The 18,861-nt window shown below is 36.6% G+C and carries 17 protein-coding genes; 9 read left to right on the forward strand and 8 right to left on the reverse strand.

The window, feature by feature from the left end:
* The first annotated feature begins 22 nt into the window (after window positions 1-22).
* The 4 genes from ACWPWS_RS04445 to ACWPWS_RS04460 all read left to right on the forward strand — a co-directional run bounded on the left by ACWPWS_RS04445 (window position 23) and on the right by ACWPWS_RS04460 (window position 4,397).
* Window positions 23-403 (forward strand): HYC_CC_PP family protein, encoded by a 381-nt coding sequence (locus ACWPWS_RS04445; protein WP_454045626.1) that lies wholly within the window; start codon window positions 23-25, stop codon window positions 401-403.
* 119 nt (window positions 404-522) lie between these two features.
* On the forward strand, window positions 523-996 hold the full coding sequence (locus ACWPWS_RS04450) for a DUF3347 domain-containing protein (protein ID WP_454045627.1): 474 nt from the start codon (window positions 523-525) through the stop codon (window positions 994-996).
* A 90-nt stretch (window positions 997-1,086) separates the two neighbouring features.
* A complete protein-coding gene (locus ACWPWS_RS04455) occupies window positions 1,087-3,831 on the forward strand; it encodes a multicopper oxidase domain-containing protein (RefSeq protein WP_454045628.1) in 2,745 nt (914 codons plus the stop codon).
* 101 nt (window positions 3,832-3,932) lie between these two features.
* The gene (locus ACWPWS_RS04460; protein ID WP_454045629.1) at window positions 3,933-4,397 is read left to right on the forward strand and encodes a hypothetical protein; all 465 of its coding nucleotides are present in this window, start codon (window positions 3,933-3,935) and stop codon (window positions 4,395-4,397) included.
* 83 nt (window positions 4,398-4,480) lie between these two features.
* Here the strand turns inward: ACWPWS_RS04460 and ACWPWS_RS04465 are convergent, their stop codons facing one another.
* The 6 genes from ACWPWS_RS04465 to ACWPWS_RS04490 form a co-directional block, all read right to left on the reverse strand.
* Window positions 4,481-6,514, reverse strand: coding sequence for a S9 family peptidase (locus ACWPWS_RS04465; protein WP_454045630.1), 2,034 nt, complete (start codon window positions 6,512-6,514; stop codon window positions 4,481-4,483).
* 75 nt (window positions 6,515-6,589) lie between these two features.
* A complete protein-coding gene (locus ACWPWS_RS04470; protein ID WP_454045631.1) occupies window positions 6,590-7,708 on the reverse strand; it encodes an FAD-dependent monooxygenase in 1,119 nt (372 codons plus the stop codon).
* Window positions 7,709-7,855: 147 nt separating this feature from the next.
* A complete protein-coding gene (locus tag ACWPWS_RS04475) occupies window positions 7,856-8,356 on the reverse strand; it encodes a GNAT family N-acetyltransferase (RefSeq protein WP_454045632.1) in 501 nt (166 codons plus the stop codon).
* Window positions 8,357-8,371: 15 nt separating this feature from the next.
* Window positions 8,372-8,980 carry a hypothetical protein gene (locus tag ACWPWS_RS04480; protein ID WP_454045633.1) on the reverse strand — a complete coding sequence of 203 codons (609 nt, stop codon included), beginning with the start codon at window positions 8,978-8,980 and terminating at the stop codon, window positions 8,372-8,374.
* A 230-nt stretch (window positions 8,981-9,210) separates the two neighbouring features.
* Window positions 9,211-10,077, reverse strand: coding sequence for a sigma-70 family RNA polymerase sigma factor (locus tag ACWPWS_RS04485; protein ID WP_002979276.1), 867 nt, complete (start codon window positions 10,075-10,077; stop codon window positions 9,211-9,213).
* A gap of 384 nt (window positions 10,078-10,461) precedes the next feature.
* The gene (locus ACWPWS_RS04490; protein WP_105682219.1) at window positions 10,462-11,253 is read right to left on the reverse strand and encodes a S1/P1 nuclease; all 792 of its coding nucleotides are present in this window, start codon (window positions 11,251-11,253) and stop codon (window positions 10,462-10,464) included.
* Between the two features lie 480 nt (window positions 11,254-11,733).
* Between ACWPWS_RS04490 and ACWPWS_RS04495 the strand changes: the two genes are divergently transcribed.
* The 4 genes from ACWPWS_RS04495 (at window position 11,734) to ACWPWS_RS04510 (ending at window position 16,048) form a co-directional block, all read left to right on the forward strand.
* Entirely contained in the window at window positions 11,734-12,651 is a 918-nt protein-coding gene (locus ACWPWS_RS04495; protein WP_454045634.1) for a type VI secretion system baseplate subunit TssG, read from the forward strand.
* 54 nt (window positions 12,652-12,705) lie between these two features.
* A complete protein-coding gene (locus ACWPWS_RS04500; protein WP_105682221.1) occupies window positions 12,706-13,608 on the forward strand; it encodes a TssN family type VI secretion system protein in 903 nt (300 codons plus the stop codon).
* Between the two features lie 25 nt (window positions 13,609-13,633).
* Window positions 13,634-14,773, forward strand: coding sequence for a hypothetical protein (locus tag ACWPWS_RS04505; RefSeq protein WP_105682222.1), 1,140 nt, complete (start codon window positions 13,634-13,636; stop codon window positions 14,771-14,773).
* A gap of 99 nt (window positions 14,774-14,872) precedes the next feature.
* On the forward strand, window positions 14,873-16,048 hold the full coding sequence (locus tag ACWPWS_RS04510) for an aminotransferase class V-fold PLP-dependent enzyme (protein ID WP_454045635.1): 1,176 nt from the start codon (window positions 14,873-14,875) through the stop codon (window positions 16,046-16,048).
* 50 nt (window positions 16,049-16,098) lie between these two features.
* Here the strand turns inward: ACWPWS_RS04510 and blaIND are convergent, their stop codons facing one another.
* Window positions 16,099-16,827, reverse strand: coding sequence for an IND family subclass B1 metallo-beta-lactamase (blaIND, locus tag ACWPWS_RS04515; RefSeq protein ID WP_454045636.1), 729 nt, complete (start codon window positions 16,825-16,827; stop codon window positions 16,099-16,101).
* Between the two features lie 219 nt (window positions 16,828-17,046).
* Window positions 17,047-17,700, reverse strand: coding sequence for a metal-dependent transcriptional regulator (locus ACWPWS_RS04520; RefSeq protein WP_209784335.1), 654 nt, complete (start codon window positions 17,698-17,700; stop codon window positions 17,047-17,049).
* Window positions 17,701-17,785: 85 nt separating this feature from the next.
* Here ACWPWS_RS04520 and ACWPWS_RS04525 point away from each other — a divergent pair, with 85 nt between their 5' ends.
* Window positions 17,786-18,817 (forward strand): threonine aldolase family protein, encoded by a 1,032-nt coding sequence (locus ACWPWS_RS04525; protein ID WP_454045637.1) that lies wholly within the window; start codon window positions 17,786-17,788, stop codon window positions 18,815-18,817.
* Window positions 18,818-18,861 lie beyond the last annotated feature (44 nt).

Raw genomic sequence — 18,861 nt, forward strand, 5'->3', positions numbered from 1 at the left:
TATTTTTACCTTTGTCTTACCAATGAAAAAGATTCTTGCCATATTGTTTTCTATTTTCTATTTCGGATTTTCTTCCGGAGCAGCTTTTAGCATTCATTATTGCATGAAGGAATTTGTTTCTGTAAGCCAGAAAACAGATGGTATCTGTGCTAAATGCGGCGTTAAAGACAAAAAAGGATGCTGCAAAACAGAAATTAAAATAGTAAAAGTAGATGATTCCCAGAAATCAGACTTGCTTAAAATTGATTTTTTAGGCCAGATTTCAGAAATTCCTGTGGAACATCAGCTTGCTGTTATTGATAAGTCTTTTTCAGCAACCAAATTCACTCAAATCCAGATCAATGCACCGCCTGAATATCGGCCGGTTCCCATCTACATCAATCATTGTAATTTTAGAATTTAGAATCCGTTTGTCATTTTCTGTATCATTACCATGTACAGTTACAGGCGACATGTCCTGACGCATATTCCTGATGCGTTACCATTATTCTTTATTAAAAATTAATTCTAAAATTTAAAACAATGAAAAAATATATCATCACAGCAGCCTTATCTATATTCTCAGTTATCTCACTATCAGCACAATCTAAAAAGGATGCTCAGGTTTCTAAGCTGTATCAGAACTATATCGCAATCAAATCAGCACTAGCTTCAGATGATGCTAATAAAACTTCAAAAGCTGCAACAGAATTTATTAAAACAGCTTCTGCTATTGACTATAAAGTAGTTTCTGAAGGAAATCTTAATGTTCTTAGAAAAGATGCTTCCGCTATTTCTGATGCAAGAAATGTTGCTGCACAAAGAGAAACTTTTTTAAATCTTTCTGACAATATGATTGCTTTAACCAAGCAGTTTAAACTTTCTGATAAACCAGTGTACGTTCAATATTGCCCAATGGCGGACGGAAGCTGGCTAAGCGATGAAAAACAGATCGTTAATCCATATTACGGAAAGTCTATGCTTTCATGCGGAAGTGTAAAGTCGGAAATCAAATAATTACCGTACTGTTCTTTAAAATAACAAGTTGCATAGCTTAAGTTATAATTAACTTTAAGTTTTGCAGCTTCTAAAAAAGTTCGAAATATTATGAAAAAGCTGATAATGTTTCTGGTACTTTTGTTCTCTGTTTTTACTTTCGCACAAACTACAAAAACGTATTATACCTGTCCGATGCACATTGAAGTAGTATCCTCAAAACCTGGAGACTGCCCGAAATGTGGAATGACTCTGGTTAAGAAGACAGTCCTTGTAAAGCCTGAAGCGAAACCTGTATCTAAAACAGAAACAAAGGCAAAATCTGCAGAAACGAAAATAAATAAGGCAAATAAAGCAAAGGAAACCAATAAGGTTGAGAAAGCAAAAGTAATAAAGCCTTCTGTTCAACCAGAGAAAGTAGCTGTATCACCAGTTAAAACTCAAGCTCAAACTACTTATACCTGTCTGATGCATCCAGAAGTAGTTTCAGATAAGCCGGGAAAATGTCCTAAATGCGGGATGGATCTGGTTGAAAAAGAAGATCATTCTCATGTACAGGCTGAAAATCCCAAAGAAGAAAAATCTGTTTTAAAACGTAACTCCGAAAACGGAAGAATTACTTTTGGTGGGAAAACAGTTCGTTATGATCTGTATGTAAAAGATACCATTGTCAATTTCACCGGAAAAAACAGGAGAGCGATTGCGATCAACGGGAAACTTCAGGCTCCTACTTTATATTTCACTGAAGGGGATACTGCCGAGATTTACCTGCACAATATGCTTAAGGAAAATACCGGATTGCACTGGCATGGAGTAATTCTTCCCAATGAGCATGACGGAGTTCCCTATCTTACTACAAAACCTGTGACACCGGGAGAAACTCACTTATACAAATTCAGAGTTTCCCAAAACGGAACCTATTGGTACCATTCTCATGAAGCCCTTCAGGAGCAGATAGGAATGAATGGTATTCTGGTTTTCAAAAAAAGAGAAGGGGAACCCAAAACAGAATACAACGCTGAAATTCCTGTATTGCTGGGCGATTGGAGCGATGATGACCCGATGCAGATTGCAAGAAGACTTCATATGGCCAACACAGACTGGTATGCGGTAAAGAAAAATGCTGTACAGAGTTATTGGGAAGCCATCAAGTCCGGAAACTTCGGGACAAAAGCTTTGAATGAATGGAAAAGGATGGAAGCCATGGATGTAAGTGATGTCTATTATGATAAATTTCTGATTAATGGTACTCCCAGTTCGGATTATTCCAATCTAAAGCCTGGAGACAAAGTAAGATTAAGAGTGGCCAATGGAGGTTCATCTACCTATTTCTGGCTGAATTACGGAGGCGGAAAGATAAAAGTAGTAGGAAATGACGGTAATGATGTGGTACCCGTAGAGGTTGACCGTCTGATTGTAGGAGTTTCTGAAACGTATGATATAGAAGTCACCATCCCTGAGAATAAAAGCTTTGAATTCAGAGCGACTTCGGAAGACAGGATAGGACATGCTTCCCTTTGGCTGGGTTCAGGTGAGAAGGTAGAAGCTCCCAATCTTCCAAGGCTGATGCTTTTTGAAGGAATGAAAATGATGAACGGCATGATGGAGATGAGCGGAAATATGAAACCGATGAATATGACGATGGGAAATCAGATGATGGATATGAATGAAGTGATGTACCCGGAATTATCTGAAAGTCAAAGAAAAACTACAGCGAAACATATCAATGAGATGATGGGAGTAAAGACAAAGGAAGATAAAAAAGAGGATCACTCTCAACACTCAGGAATGGATATGGGAGAAGAGAAAACTATTAAAAGATTGTCTTACAATATTTTAAAATCTCCTGAAAAAACCATTCTTCCTATAGACACCATTCGTGAAATGAAATTTACGCTGGAAGGAAATATGAGCCATTATTTGTGGACGCTGGACAACAAAACTGTTACAGAGACAGATAAAATCCTGATAAAAAAGGGAGAAATTCTTAGAATTAAAATGTATAATAATTCTATGATGCGCCACCCGATGCACCTTCATGGTCATGATTTCAGATTAATCAATTCAAAAGGAGAGTATTCTCCACTGAAAAATGTTGTGGATATTATGCCGATGGAAACGGTAACCATTGAGTTTGCAGCCAATCAGGATGGTGACTGGTTCTTCCACTGTCATATTTTATATCATATGATGGCAGGAATGGGAAGAATCTTCAGTTATGAAAATTCAAAACCGAATCCTCAGCTTCCGAACAGAAAACTGGCCTGGAAAAACTTTATACAGGATAATACAATGACCAGTTCTATGGCAATGCTGGATATAGCAAGCAATAAGATCCACGCAGAAACCATGACGATGTTCGGACCAAGATGGGCAAACCTTAACGAGTTTCACTCCAACTGGAATTTTGATCATTTTGAAGGAAGTGCAAAAGTAGGACGATTCTTAGGAAAATTCCAATGGGCGCTTCCTTACGCGGGAGTCAGAGTTCAAAAAAATCATGAGATCATGGAAAGGCAGATGGCAGAAGATATGGGTATGGATTTTCATGGTAAAAAAACCTGGTTCGGGCAGCAGAAAGCTTCCAAAAACAGATTTGCTTTCATGGTGGGTATGCAGTACGTATTGCCAATGTTGATTACCGCTGATGCAAGTGTAGACCAGAACGGAAAAGTACTGTTAGAACTGAGCCGTGAGGATATTCCACTTTCCAGAAGACTGAGAGGAAATTTCAGTGTCAATTCTGATGGTGAATTCTCAACAGGAATGAGGTATATTCTTCAAAAATGGTTATCCGTTTCCGGAAATTATGATAATGAAATGGGCTGGGGTGCAGGTGTTACCTTAACTTATTAAATAGAACTAAATTATATTAAAAAACGTCTCATTTACGAGGGCGTTTTTTTGTTTAATAAAAGTATATTTTTAGCTTTACTTAAAAAATAGTACTACGTATAATGAAAGAAAAAGTGTATAGTGTAGATAATTATTGGGATATGACTGTTATTGAGGGAATAGCAGATTTTAAAGGAAAGCCTTATTATTACTCAAATATCTTTTCTGATTCAGAAGATGACTGGACTAATGAATATCTTTTAACAACACTTCCTGAGAATATTTTTAGACTTGGTCTTGAGCTCAGGAATTATTGGTTGTACTGGCTGGAAACCTCTTCTCAGACAAAAATTCCTCATCCTGTAGAATATGCTAAGCACAGAGAAAATCAATCTTTTGAGTTTTTGACGAAATCAGATATCAATACTGAAGAATGGTTAAAAACAGAACAGAATTATCAAAATCAACTAACCTTTACCCATTATTTAAAAACTAATTCACCTGTTGTAAAAGCAAAGGGAGCGTTTGGTGGCAAAATAGATGGAACAGATACATTTGTAGAATGGGCAGAAAATGAAAATCTTTAAGTTTTAATTTATGATCAATTTATTTAAAAACAAAAGCCACCTCATTTTCACGAGATGGCTTTATATAATTGATACAAATGCTTTTATTTAGAAGCTCCTGCAGCTTTTTCAGCTTTTGCCGGAGTATACGTTACTTTTGAAATATCAACCGTCATTTCTTTCAGACGTTTTGCCACATTTTCAGGCATCTCTTTCTGATATCTTCCACCGATTACTTCGGCAAGGAATTTCTCTGTTTCAGCATACATCGCCATGCTGTTTACAGGTTTACGGAATCCGTGACCTTCATCATCTGCCAAAATATAATTCACCTTTTTACCTTTATCGCGAAGCGCAATGACAATCTGATCGGCTTCTGCCTGCTTTACTCTAGGATCATTGGCTCCCTGAACAATCAGTAATGGTTTATTGATTTTATCTACACTGAACAATGGGCTGGCGTCAGGCATACGTTTTTTACCATCCTCTGTTTTAGGATCACCTACCATACCATACAGGAAAGCACGTGCGGCCTCCCAATAAGCAGGAACAGAATTCAGTAACGTAAATAGGTTACTAGGCCCTACAATATCTACTCCTGCAGCATATACATCCGGAGTGAATGCTAAACCGGCCAGTGTTGCATATCCACCGTAGCTTCCTCCCATGATCACCACTTTGCTTTTGTCTGCAATTCCCTGATCAATAAGGTATTTAACGCCCCACGTGATATCATCCTGCATCAGTTTTCCCCACTGAAGATCTCCGCCATTCTGGAACTTTTTACCATATCCGCCGCTTGCTCTGAAGTTGGGTTGCAGTACAGCATATCCTCTGTTGGCTAGAAACTGTACTGTTGAGTTATATCCCCAGTAATCCCTTGGACCTTTCGGGCCTCCATGAACCAATACCACTACAGGAACATTTTTGCCGGATGAACCTACAGGTAAAGTCAGATAAGCCGGAATTTCAAGACCATCACTGCTTTTATAGCTGATAGGAGTCATTGCAGCCAGATACTTCTCAACTTTTTTCAATTCTGTTCTTGGGGTATACTGGAAAATCAGCTGTTTTGTCTTTGCATCAAAGAAATAGGCTTCAGAAGCATATTGAGCTCCTCCAACGGCAACTAAGGATTTAGAATAATCATTGGTAGAGCTTGAAAAATTAACTTCTCTTCCAGGAAACTTACTTTGCAGAAATTTATAATTTTCCTCCCATGTTTTGTCTTTCCAGTAATATTCTGTTTTGTCTCCGGTGTAAGAGGTGTAGATCATTTTCCTGGTATTTCTGTCCAGAAACAGCCCTCCAAAATCTACTTTATCTTTAGGGTCGCTTTCTACTTTGGTGATTTGCTTGGTTTTGGGATCCATCAGGAATAATGCAGACTTGTCAAGATCTCCTTTATTGGTCACCAGATAAAACTTAGAATTATCTTCATTCCAGTTAGAGATATAAGCATTTTCCGTTACCAGTGTTTCGTAAATAGGAGTCAGTTTATCTCCTTCTTTGTAAAAGAACTGTGTGGTTCCTTTATCATCAGTTTTCGACAGTACTCTCAGTTTTTCATCCCAGTCAAAATTATAGCTTATGATACGGTCTGTATTCTCGTAGATCTTTTTCAGTTCTCCTGTAGAAATTTTCAATGAATATAAATCATGCCATGCTTTATCACGATTATTCAGTCCAATCATCAGCAAGTCAGGATCTTTTCTGCTTGCCAGATAAATATTTGCAGTTACTTCCTTAAGTGGAGTTAAATTCCTTGATTCCGGAACTCCATTCTTTGCTTTAGCCATAGGATCTACTGCAAAAATATTCATGTTTTCATCACCATTACTATCTTTTACGTACAGAATATATTTTCCGTCTTCTGTCCAGAAGTAGCCACTCATTGGGCGTTTGCTGTCTGTTAATGGGCGGGCTTTTTCAAAGGGCTCATCAATTTTTTTTACCCATATATTCATGATACCGCCATATTCTTTCATAAATGAAATCCATTTTCCATCCGGGCTCAACTGTCCTCCGGCAATTTCAGGGTTACCAAAAAATAAACCCCTGTCCAGTAACGGAACTTCCTGTGCTTGTGCAGCATGAACTCCTATCAGTAAGAGCAATACATAAAAGATTTTTTTCATGTTTTTAATTTTTAGTTGTTATTAATACATCGAATATAATTTTTACAATTTTATCTTTTCTTATGATTATAAACTCTACATTTCCAGTTCTATAATTTTTTTTGCCATTTTTTGATTCATGCTTTCAGGAATCAGTCCTATCAGAAAATTTCGTATGGAATTTCCTCTTTCCCATTGAGAAACCTTTCCGATAGTGCGGCTTGTATTGACAATATAATCTACTTTCTTTCGTCTGATATTTTGAAATTTTCCGAAAATTGTATTGAAGTCGGTATTTTTTTCCAGCAGCTTTCCAATGATATAAGCATCTTCAATCGCCTGACAGGCACCCTGTCCCATATTAGGTGTCGTTGCGTGGGCTGCATCTCCAATCAGGCAGAGGTTTTCAGCATGCCATTGTGGAATAGGAGCGAGGTCTGATATGGTATTACAAATAATATTTTCATTGGCCGTAGCCTCAATAAGTTGTAAAACCAAAGGATCAAAATCATGAAAAATCTCCGCAATTCCCCGGTATCTGCCAAAACTTTTCTCGTTGATGCAGGCGTACCAGTAGACTTTTTTATCAGAAATTTTCACGAAACCGAACCGTTTTCCTTTTCCCCACATCTCAAAAGCTTCCTGATGGTGTTTCTCAGGTAAGTGGAAATCCACCAGACCACGCCAGCATTTTTGCCCTGAGTTTCGGATTGTTCCGGTTTTTAAGATCATGTTTCGGATAGGAGATTTTATGCCGTCCGCCCCAAAAACAATTTTACTTTCAATCTGGTTTCCATTTTCAAAATCTAAAATATAGTTTTCCTCTTTTCTTATTTTTTGTAATGAATGGTTCAGTTTTATCGAATTGGGACTTAAATTTTCCGCCAGAATTTTCTGAAGTTCAGCCCGGTGAATAGCAACATTGCAAGAGTTGTACTGAGTTTCCAGGTCTAAAATTTCTGTTTTTGAAATCGTTCTCAGAGATTCATCAGCGATAACAATTCTGTGAATTTTATTACCCGCATTTTCAATTTTTTCTTTTAAACCCAAACGGTCAAAAACCTGCATTGCATTGACAGCCATCATAATTCCTGCGCCTACAGGTTTTATTTCCGGGGCAGATTCGTAGATGGTAAAATCATACTGATGCTGTTTCAGTACATTTCCGAGGGTAAGTCCGCCGATTCCTGCTCCGATGATTGAAATGGTGTTCATAAGGTTTATTTTTGAAAACATAAATTGTGAAAGAAGCCTGTTGTTTGAGACATTTGCCTTAGATATGTCATTCTGAAAGAAATGGAATGTAGTGAAGAATCTCAGTTAATTGTCTATTGAAACAGATATCTCTTTACATCATCTGATTTAAATTGTTAAAATATAACTCTCTGATACTTTTTTGAAACCATATCTGCTGAAAAAATTGTGAGCACCGTGATTGTTGACTCCGCTTTCCAGTAAAATAAAACTGATGTTCCAGTTTTTAGATTCATGGATGGCTTTCTCCAAAAGTTTACTTCCAAGAGACTGGCCTCTTACAGACTGATCCAGAAGCATATCCTCCAGAATCGCATACTTTTTAAACGGACTGTTGATTACATTGAAAACCATCATTCCCACAATTTCTCCATTCTCATTTTCAGCAATCAGAATATTCAGTTTGGAGCTGCCATCGGAATTAAAATCAGTGATCAGCTGTTCCGTCAGAATCAGTTCAAGATCTGGATTCCAGTGGTGAGAGTCTATCGCTCTGCCGGACATCATTTCGCCATGAGAAATATAAGCATCTGTTTTATGGGTAATAAAAAAGTCTACGAGTTCTTTGATACGGGCTTTATCAGTAAGCCATTGGGTGGTATATTTCATGAGGAATAATGGTGTTTATTTTAATTTTTTCAATTCTTCCAGCAAGGCATTCTGCTTATTGATGAATTGATTGAGACTATCTGTTTTCAGAGGATGAGCGTTTTGATACTCTTCAATTTCAGGAAGTGTTTTTCTGATTTTGAATACAATGTATTGATCATGAAGTGTTGTCCTGTTTGCTTTTATTTTGGTGATGAGGTCTCTGATAGTTTGTGTTTTTATATTATATTTTTCAGAGCTTGCTTTTATCTCTTTTTCAATTTGTTTCTTGGTAACAGAATCGCTTACCGAATTTGATAGCGTCGTTGCATCATTATAATAGGTTTCAGATTTTTGAATTACGTCATCATATTCAGTCATTGCATCCTCTGTTTCCTGATTAATAACCGCTATTCTTTTATTAAGATCCTGTAAAGCTTTATCATTTTTTATCAACTCCTGATAGATTTCATGAACAAGGTTTCCTTCACGTGAAGAGTATCTTGTATTTTTTTTAATAGCTCCTGAAACTGAAGATTCTGCATTATCAACTGCATTTTCTACGGTAGGAGCTTGCTGTGGTTTGTTTTCACTGCAGGAAAGTAGTGATAAAGTCAGAATAGAGGCGAACAGTATTTTTTTCATAGTATGTTTTGTTTGATTTGATAATCAGCATTATATCCCAACAACTAAAATTACTCATTTAGATTTTAATGCAAATGAGGAAAGGTTATGATTTTAATTAGTTGAACAAACTTTGAAAAATGTTACATCCATAATACTATAGCGTACAAATAATTTGTTTACTGATGAATGACAATAAAAAAAACGGAGCCTGAAACCAGACTCCGCCTATAAAATTTTTAACGCTAAAATTATTTACCCAGATAAGATTTAAGAATCTTGCTTCTGGTATTGTGTTTTAGTCTCTTAATTGCTTTTTCTTTGATCTGACGAACTCTCTCTCTTGTAAGATCGAAAGTTTCACCAATTTCCTCTAAAGTCATTGGGTGTTTTCCGTTCAGTCCGAAGTATAATCTTACCAGATCAGCCTCTCTCGGAGTTAAAGTATTCAATGCTCTTTCAATCTCAATTTGTAGAGATTCCAGCATTAGATCTTTATCAGGACTTGGTGATTCTCCTGAACGTAATACATCATAAAGATTAGAATCTTCACCTTCTACTAAAGGCGCATCCATAGACAGGTGTCTTCCGGAGTTTTTCATAGATTCTTTGATATCTTCCTCGCTCATGTCAAGAACTTCAGCCAATTCTTCCGGAGAAGGTGGTCTTTCATTTTCCTGCTCAAGGTGAGCGTATGCTTTATTGATTTTGTTGATAGAACCAATTTTGTTCAACGGTAATCTTACAATTCTTGACTGCTCAGCCAATGCCTGTAAAATTGATTGACGGATCCACCATACTGCATAAGAGATAAATTTGAAACCTCTAGTTTCATCGTACCTTTTTGCTGCTTTCATTAATCCTAAGTTACCTTCATTGATCAAATCGGGTAAAGAAAGACCTTGATTTTGGTATTGTTTAGATACAGAAACTACGAAACGAAGGTTGGCTTTGATTAATTTCTCAAGTGCGGCTCTGTCGCCTGCACGTATTCTTTGTGCCAATTCTACTTCCTCGTCCGCAGTAATCAGTTCCACTTTACCAATTTCCTGCAAATACTTGTCTAATGAAGCAGTTTCCCTGTTGGTAACCTGCTTAGTGATTTTTAATTGTCTCATTTATTTTTTCCTCAAAAAAGAGTTACTATAATATATACGTATGAAAAGGTAAAAAGGTTACACAACTTTTATTTTTTTGTGAAAAGAAACCTGTTAAAATAATGATAATTTTCTTTAAAACAATATATATTACTGGTATTCAGCTGATTGTGATTTGCTCCGGACTGAAAATAAAATATATAGTAATAACAAAAAGACCACACCTTATTTGAGAATTCTGTAATTTCCCTAAACCCTAAACCCTAAACCCTAAACCCTAAACCCTAAACCCTAAACCCTAAACCCTAAACAAAAAAAAACGAAACCGAAGTTCCGTTTTTATATCTAAGAGTACTATTTTAAGCTATTTTGGGTTTATCAACCCCATAAACTCGCAATTCGTAACTAAAAAAGCTCATTTAATACTTTCGCCAGTCTTAATCCTCCATATAGAAGCTGTCTTTCCATTGTTTCATTGAACTTATACTGATAGTCATAAGATAACTTGGAATCGTTAGGAGTCTGTGCGTAAATTTTGTTGGCAATTTTATGAGAATCATACAGCCAGTCTTCCAGTGTTCCGGATTGAATCTGTGCTACTTCGTCTTTAGATTTGATATCTAAAAGCTTAGAATATTCGGTGTAGCTGTATTTTTGAGAATCTACTAGTTTCCCATCCCAAACAGAGTGTAAATTGGTTTTTTCTCCGAAATAAGTAACATTGATTTTGTTTCCGCCTAAATCTTCTGCTCTTCCTACGTGTAGGGGCTGAGCAAGATCTCCCATAATGTGGATAAGGAAGATTAAAGCAATTTTTCTGTCTTTTTCAGAGGTGTTTTTGTCTTTGATCTGGCTGGACAATGTGTTTACCTGAGTATAAAGACTTGGGCCTGCCTGTGCTTTCAGGTTTTGTTCGAAAGCTTTAAAGTCAGTCATCGGATCAATGTTTACATAGTGCCATGATGAAGCCTGCTTCCACGCCCCTGTGGTATCAGATTTGATAAAATCCGGCCAGTTAGCCCAATACGCCAGACGCTCTTTTCCCATGATCTTTTTAATCTCTCTTCTTGCTTTGCGGGAAAGGTGGTTTTGTGCAATGTCTGCAATCACTCGGTGTCCCGTTAATCCCCACGCATAAGAATAAAGTGAAGAGGCCATGAATGCTAAAATCAGAATTTTAGAATAAATACTTTTCATTTTAAATAACAATTTTCAGTCTGCAAAGATACGGCCCGCTTTCGGAATGAGCATACATTATCCTGAATTTATTCTATAAGATGATGTTAATAAAATTTAATTTAAATAAATAGATAATAATGTTAGGTTTGGAAAAAATAGAAGCAGGGAGCGTAAAGACATAAAACTCTTCATATAATACATAAAAGCAAAAGTAAAACCTTATCACAACCTTAAACTTTAAACCTTGAACCTTGAACATTGAATCTCAAATTCTAAACACTTGATTCTGAATAGTTAATTTTAAATTCAAAAAAGCAAATAAACTTTCTATTTACCGTATTTTCACGGAATTTGTAGAAAATTATTCCCATTAGTGTCAATAAATTATTATTTTTAGGATAAAATTGTTGTTAAAATACTTTTTCAAACTTATGAGATATATTATCTTTACAAGTCATAATCAGAGGAAACACTATGTATGAGAGTAATATTGTAGATATGCATTACAATAAGCTGCAGACAGACTTTAAGGCTGAAGCTGTAGCTGTTAACCTTTTGAAATACCACCGTGCGGTAAGCAATATATTCATAGAGAGGGTGGGTGTAAACGACCGTGCTTACCTGAAAGACATTAAAAGTATTTCAAGCAGTTATTTAGGATTCGACGAAGAAGTCTTTACCATAGAGAGTTACAGAGAGGGTATTTACGATTACCTTCCGGAAGGATTGTTCCATCCACCTTCTCTTGGGGCTTCAAGAAAGAATGTAGATACTGTGGTAAGGGAAATCCGAAAGCAGAAAAGGGTAGAAGATGATGCCCGTAAATTTTTCCGTCCTTTTGAACTGGAAGTATTTTTTACGGAAATCAGTGCTTTGCTTAAAGAATCAGAATTTGACATTACAAGCAGTACAGATGCTTTACTGGACACAGTAAGTGAGCTGTGGCCTATGATAAAAATGCTGGACAAACAGAGTGCTTATATCTTTATGCATATTTTACCGTTTTTTCATCAGATCAGAGGGGACAAGAGATGGTTTGAAAGATGTATGACTGCTTTTCTACAGGTACCGGTACAAGTCACTTTTTCACCTAATATTATTGACGGGATTGAGAAAAACGATGATTCCATGTTATTAGGAAATTCACGATTGGGGGTAACCTATATTCCAAGTGGACCTCATATGGACGGGCAACGAAACTGGGTGGTCAACATTGGCCCAATTCCTTACGGAGATATGAAGAAGTATATCCCGGGAAGTCCTTTCAGAAATGTACTCCAGGCATTGTATGACTATTTTCTTCCCGTAACAGTGGATGTGGAGGAAAATTTTGTCACAGAAAAGGAGGATTATTCTTTCAGCCTTGAGGATGAGGAAAGAAATGCCAGCCGCCTTGGATACTCTACCTTCCTCTAAATTATTTTATTATATTTACAACTACCAACAAAGTATAAATTCGAAAAGAAACAAATGGAAATTTCTTCAGTAAAAGGTATTTTTTTAAGGTATATCTTAATGCCTTTAATCGCAATTATTATGATGGTTATACTCGGTGTAATCAGGAGAAATAAACCTGCGATAAAAATTAAAGTCATTATTATATACGTATTGCTGTGCAGTTTATGCCTGGCTATCCCGGGCGTTTTTGGATTCGCCGGAAATCTTTTTAACCCATACTGGTATCTCATTGCACAGATCATCTACCTTATTTTTGGGATTATTCATGTGAATCTGCTGCATAAATATTTCAAAAAGCATATCGATTCTCTGGCTATGAGTATTCTGTTTGAATCTATACTTTCATTAACGTGCATAGCTTTGGGAGGATATCTTTTTACCCTGATTTTTAACTGGATGAGCAAAGGAACAGGATATGCGGTAATGGCAGCAACAAGTATGGTGATCTTTGTGGTTCCCATGGTGTTTTACTACTGCTATATCCAGTTTATCAGCATTCCTTTTGATATTTATAAAACTTGGAGATATTCACCGGAACAGAAACTGCCTGATTTTGAAGGAGCAGATTTTGACAGATTAATGGTACTGAATGTTGAACTGAGCAAAAAATTAGAAGATACCAACCGTTTCAGAATTAAAGCGAAGACACTTCCGACAGGAGTTACTTTCGGAGATTGGTTCTACAGAGTAGTGGATGATTACAACCACAAAAATCCAGGTTCAATTATTCATCTTTCAGACGAAGGAAACGAGCCTTATTACTGGATCTTTTATACTAAAAAATCGTTTTTCAGCTTTAGAAAATATATAGATTTCGACCACGACATTACGACAAACAGCATTTCTGAAAATGAAGTGGTGATTTGTAAGAGAGTTATTCAGCATGAAGAGGAGGGAGTCACAAGAAAATCATAAACACAAAAATTAAAAAGTATTAAACATGATACAGCCTATTAAACATTTTGCAATCAATTGGGTGGATGGGATGAAGGTTTCCCAGAGGCACCTTAATGATCAGGATAATTTCTTAATTGATACCATCAGAGATTCCAATTCCCTTGGAATTACTACATATAACTACGGACTTTTGCCCATTTCCAATGAATTTACAGACCGTACCATTTTTGATGTTCATAACACGGCAACCAACGATGTACAGCTTGTCATTAAGCGTTGCAGCGCTGTTACGATGGCAGGATACCGTATTGAGCTGACAGACAGGAGAATCAGCGTAAAATCATTGGCGAAATCAATGAATGAAGAGCAGGCAGATGGAGATTATTATATCTTAATCTCTGTAAATCCTTTTGATAAAGTTCCTTTTGGGGATATTGATCCTGAGGAAATTCCGCCGCGCCACCCAAGTGCACAGCCTAATCACCATATTGAACTGCTTCCTGTAACGTCTTTGAACAGCAGCTATTCAGGAGGAAATTATCTTATTATTGGTAAGGTAGATTTAAAAGGAAATATTGCTCAGGTTGATTCGAATTTTATTCCGCCTTGTACTTCTGTACAGAGTCATCCGGCTTTGGTAGATTACTACAGCAGCTATGCGAAGTCTATCGGAAACCTTCAGCAGTATGCTTTTAAAATTATTCAGAAAGCATCCCATAAAAACCAAAATACAGCTTTAGCCCAAAACGTTAAGTTTTTGTGTACTACAATGGTGAATACTTTTGGAGATATGTATTTCCAGTTTAGAAATATTACCCCTTGGCAACCGCCTGTATTTTTGATCGAATCTTTTGCAAGACTGGCACTTCATTTATACAATTCAACACAGCTTCTTGTTCCTGCTGAGCTGGAAGAAATGCTGAACTACAGCCTTGAGTGGAGCGAAATTGCCCCTCATACCTTATTAAACCAGCTTTCTATTGTTGCAGAAACCAATTACGATCACCATAACTGTGGTGAGCCATTGCTTTACATTCAACAGATGTTGAGAAGCCTTGAAATCATTTTCTCTAAACTGAGTGAGCTTGATTACATCGGTCAGAGAAAAGAAAATATCATCGTTAATGAGCAGGAAGTTTCTACCAACACGAATCCTAAAAGAGGTTGGAGTGTTTTAGATTAAAATCATTGAGTAAAAATAGAGTCCCGGATGAAAATTCGGGATTTTTTATAGGCGTATATAGAAAAAAATAAAAGTAAATTTGTTGTAAGGATTGATAAAATGAATTTAGAGGTTATAAGACAGGATACTCCGGGATGTTCGGATAAGATATTTTTAAACAGTGCAGGGTCATCATTAATGCCGAAGCCTGTTGTAGAGGCCACTATTAAGTTTTTATATGAAGAACAGGAGCTTGGAGGTTATGCTGCTGCGGTACAAAATTCTGGTCTTATCAGCCAGTTTTATGAAGAGGCTGCCAAACTTATTAATACCAAACCTTCCAATATCGCATTTGCAGGCAGCTCTACAGATGGGTACGCAAAAGCTTTATCCAGTATTTCTTTTAAAGAAGGAGATTGTATTATTACCACCAATGATGATTATATCTCCAATCAGATTGCTTTTATTTCTTTGCAGAAAAGATATCATGTTGAAATCATCAGGGTTGCCAATCTGCCTGATCATGAGCTAGATCTTGAGGATTTTGAAAATTTAATCAAAAAGCATCATCCCAAATTAATAGCGGTCACTCATATTCCTACCAATTCCGGTTTGATTCAGAATATAGAAGGAGTAGGAAGGTTGTGTAAACAATATGATGTCCTTTATCTTGTGGATGCCTGCCAGTCTGTGGGACAGATTGTGGTGGATGTTGAAAAAATCCATTGTGATTTTCTGACGGCAACCGGAAGGAAATTTATGCGGGGACCGAGAGGAACAGGATTTTTGTATGTTTCTGATAAAGCCTTAGACCAGAAAATGTATCCTCTGTTTTTAGATAGTATTGGAGCCAAGTGGACAACGTTTGATGATTATCAGCTCAATGATACAGCCAAAAGATTTGAACTTTTTGAAAGACCTTATGCTGCTTTACTGGGATTTGCAGAGGCTTTACGCTATGCCAATACGATTGGAATGGATCAAATTGAGCATTACAACCGTACGTTGGCAGATACTTTAAGAATCAACCTGCAGAATAATGGTTTCAGAATTTTGGATAAAGGAAATAGATTAAGCAGTATTGTTACTTTTTGTCAGGCCGATGGAAAGGTTGAAAAGATCCATAAGATTCTGAGTGATCATAAGGTATTTTTTAAGGAAAACCGCAGAGAGGACGCCTTAATTGATTTTACCTTTAAAAATGTAGACCATGCGATCCGTTTGTCCCCTCATTACTTCAATACGATCGAAGAAATTGAAAAAGTGTCACAGCTTTTAGAAAATATAACCCTTTAAAATGTAGTTTAAAATAGTAGAGCCCTGGCATTCGCCAGGGCTCTACTATTTTATTTTTTATTCAGAAGATCAAGAGTGTGCTCTACATGTCCGCCACCTTTCCATTCATCATGTCCCGGAATAATCAGAGTGGCCTGAGCGTATTTGGATTTCAGTTTTTCCATGGTTTTTGGCCATTGGGCAACATTGGCTTCTCCGGTGTAGCCAAGATCAACAGCTGCTTTACTTTTTACCAGACACCCTCCGTCCAGTATTTTGTATTGGGGAAACCATACCACTACATTGTCAACAGTGTGTCCTTCACCAAGAAAATCCACTACAAATTTCTCTCCGCCAAAACGGTACGTTTTTCCTGTTTCTATAAGTTCAGTAGAAGTAGCTTTTCCTTCTTTCTTCAATAATTCGTTGGTTTTGGCAGTTGCGTATGTTTTGATTCCTTTGTTATTATAAAAGCTCAAATCTCCGGCTCTGTCTTCATGTGAATGAGTAGCAAACACCGCAATAACAGGCAGATTATGACGTTTCTGGATGGTATCCAGCAGGCTTTGATATTGTGTTTTCTGCCATGGGACATCGAACAAAACAACTCCTTTTTTGGTCACCAGATAAACGGCATTCGTAGAATATTCTTTTCCTCCGAATACTCCGAAAGTTTTGTAAATATAAAAATTAGGTTGAATCTGTGGCTCAATCACAAAATCTCTTACCTGAGTGGTTTGAGCATTGGCCAATGGACTTAATAGCATCGAAATAATAAAAAAAGAAAGGCTTTTTTTCATAATTTTTTGAGTAATAATTAATGTTTGTATTTGTCAGAAAAGACAAAGTCTGTAGATTGTTTTGCAAACCTAACTAAAAATTAATTTTTGGGTATTCAGAGAAGGGGAGTTTAACCGTTTTTTAACAGTTTGAGGAATAGACTAAATGCAGATCTGTATCAATATCATACCTTACAGGCTTTTAAAGTCTGTAAGGTTTATTTTTTCAGTGGTAAGGATTTATTTCTTAACCAATATTTTTTCAGTCGCTTTTTTGCTTAAAATTTCTGTTTTACCCTCAATTTCTATGGTCATTGATTTATCAAAACTTTCAATTTTAATGATTTTTACTTTGGTATTAAGCAGCAGTTTCCTGTCATTCAGGTAAGTAAGGAAGGCGTCATCAGAAAGCGTCACCGAAGCGAAAGTAACATCTTCACCAGGTTCGCAATGGCTCAGCTTTTGCAGATCCTGAGCGATAATATTACCGTCTTTATCAGGAATAGGTTCCCCGTGGGGATCGAATTTAGGATGATCCAGAATTTCATCCATTTTATCAAAAAAGATTTGAGAATGTACATGCTCAAGCTGTTCTGCAATCTCATGAACGTTTTCCCAGCCGAAATTCATTTTTTTAACCAGGAACATTTCGGTAAGTCTGTGTTTACGAACCACCAAAGCAGCTTCACGTCTTCCGTTTTCTGTAACGATTAGTGGTTTGTAAGTCTCATAAATGACCCATTTTTTCTCGGCAAATTTCTTCATCATGTTATTAACACTCGGCATTTTTACATTTAAAAATTTACTGAGCTCATTAATCGTAACCTTTCCTTCATTGTCAACTAAATGAAACAAAGCTTTCAGGTAATTCTCTTCTGTTAGGGTTGTTTTCAAAATGTTAGATGATTTTCAATACAAATCTAACAAAATAAAATGAAAAGTTAGCTCTTGTTATTTTAACTTTTTTTACGTTTACTCTATGAAATTTTCATTCAAAAACGATTATTCTGAAGGATGCCATCCTAATATTTTACAGGCTCTTTTACAGTATAATCTTGATCAGCAGGCCGGATATGGAGAAGATGAGTATTCATTAAAAGCGAAGACATTAATCAAAGAAAAAATCAACAACCCACATTCGGAAGTCTTTTTAGTTTCAGGAGGAACGCAGGCTAACTTAATTGTTATTTCTGCCATCTTGAAACCTTATCAATGTGTAATTTCTGCCGCTCCCGGACATATCCTGAATAATGAAACCGGTGCCATCGAAGCTACAGGTCATAAAATATTGAGCATTGAAACCGAAGACGGTAAAATAAAACCATCAGATATTATCCCGATTTTAGAAGGACATCGTAATGTTCCCCATCAGGTAATGCCCAAGTTGGTTTATATTTCCAATTCTACAGAGCTGGGAACCATCTATCAGGCAAAAGAACTGGAAGAGCTTTCTGCATTTTGTAAGGAGAATAAATTATATCTGTTTATGGATGGAGCCAGGCTGGGACATGGTCTCACAGCGGAAATCAGTGATCTTACCCTGGAGAAAGTGGCTGCTCTTACCGATGTTTTCTATCTTGGAGGAACTAAAAACGGTGCATTGATTGGTGAAGCGATTGTGATTAATAATCCTGTGCTGCAGGAAGATTTCGCTTTTAGTATCAAACAAAAAGGAGCATTATTAGCAAAAGGAAGACTGCTGGGAATTCAATTTATGGAACTGATGAAAGACAACCTGTATTTTGATCTGGCCCGACACGCCAATCAGCAGGCCATGAAAATTAAGAATGCGTTGCAGAATAAAGGAATTACTTTTCTTTCCGATACCTATACCAATCAGATTTTTCCTATTCTGAATAATCATCTTATTGAAGTGTTATCCGAGAATTTTGAGTTCTATGTCTGGAAAAAAGTAGATGAGAATCTTTCTGCCATTCGTCTTATTACTTCATGGAGTACAGGAGATGAAGCGGTAAACCAATTTATTGAAATTATAGAAAGAGAATTATAGTAACAAAAAAATTGTCTCAAAAGTCAAATAGTTTGATTTTTGAG

This window comes from Chryseobacterium sp. Marseille-Q8038, from assembly GCF_965111995.1.

Excerpts from the sequence above, each read along its gene's own strand:
- ACWPWS_RS04525 (WP_454045637.1), top strand. The coding sequence starts at position 17,786 with ATGAAATTTTCATTCAAAAACGATTATTCTGAAGGATGCCATCCTAAT.
- blaIND (WP_454045636.1), bottom strand. The coding sequence starts at position 16,827 with ATGAAAAAAAGCCTTTCTTTTTTTATTATTTCGATGCTATTAAGTCCA.
- ACWPWS_RS04470 (WP_454045631.1), bottom strand. The coding sequence starts at position 7,708 with ATGAACACCATTTCAATCATCGGAGCAGGAATCGGCGGACTTACCCTC.
- ACWPWS_RS04490 (WP_105682219.1), bottom strand. The coding sequence starts at position 11,253 with ATGAAAAGTATTTATTCTAAAATTCTGATTTTAGCATTCATGGCCTCT.
- ACWPWS_RS04510 (WP_454045635.1), top strand. The coding sequence starts at position 14,873 with ATGAATTTAGAGGTTATAAGACAGGATACTCCGGGATGTTCGGATAAG.
- ACWPWS_RS04460 (WP_454045629.1), top strand. The coding sequence starts at position 3,933 with ATGAAAGAAAAAGTGTATAGTGTAGATAATTATTGGGATATGACTGTT.
- ACWPWS_RS04465 (WP_454045630.1), bottom strand. The coding sequence starts at position 6,514 with ATGAAAAAAATCTTTTATGTATTGCTCTTACTGATAGGAGTTCATGCT.
- ACWPWS_RS04455 (WP_454045628.1), top strand. The coding sequence starts at position 1,087 with ATGAAAAAGCTGATAATGTTTCTGGTACTTTTGTTCTCTGTTTTTACT.
- ACWPWS_RS04500 (WP_105682221.1), top strand. The coding sequence starts at position 12,706 with ATGGAAATTTCTTCAGTAAAAGGTATTTTTTTAAGGTATATCTTAATG.
- ACWPWS_RS04480 (WP_454045633.1), bottom strand. The coding sequence starts at position 8,980 with ATGAAAAAAATACTGTTCGCCTCTATTCTGACTTTATCACTACTTTCC.
- ACWPWS_RS04485 (WP_002979276.1), bottom strand. The coding sequence starts at position 10,077 with ATGAGACAATTAAAAATCACTAAGCAGGTTACCAACAGGGAAACTGCT.
- ACWPWS_RS04450 (WP_454045627.1), top strand. The coding sequence starts at position 523 with ATGAAAAAATATATCATCACAGCAGCCTTATCTATATTCTCAGTTATC.
- ACWPWS_RS04445 (WP_454045626.1), top strand. The coding sequence starts at position 23 with ATGAAAAAGATTCTTGCCATATTGTTTTCTATTTTCTATTTCGGATTT.
- ACWPWS_RS04475 (WP_454045632.1), bottom strand. The coding sequence starts at position 8,356 with ATGAAATATACCACCCAATGGCTTACTGATAAAGCCCGTATCAAAGAA.
- ACWPWS_RS04495 (WP_454045634.1), top strand. The coding sequence starts at position 11,734 with ATGCATTACAATAAGCTGCAGACAGACTTTAAGGCTGAAGCTGTAGCT.
- ACWPWS_RS04505 (WP_105682222.1), top strand. The coding sequence starts at position 13,634 with ATGATACAGCCTATTAAACATTTTGCAATCAATTGGGTGGATGGGATG.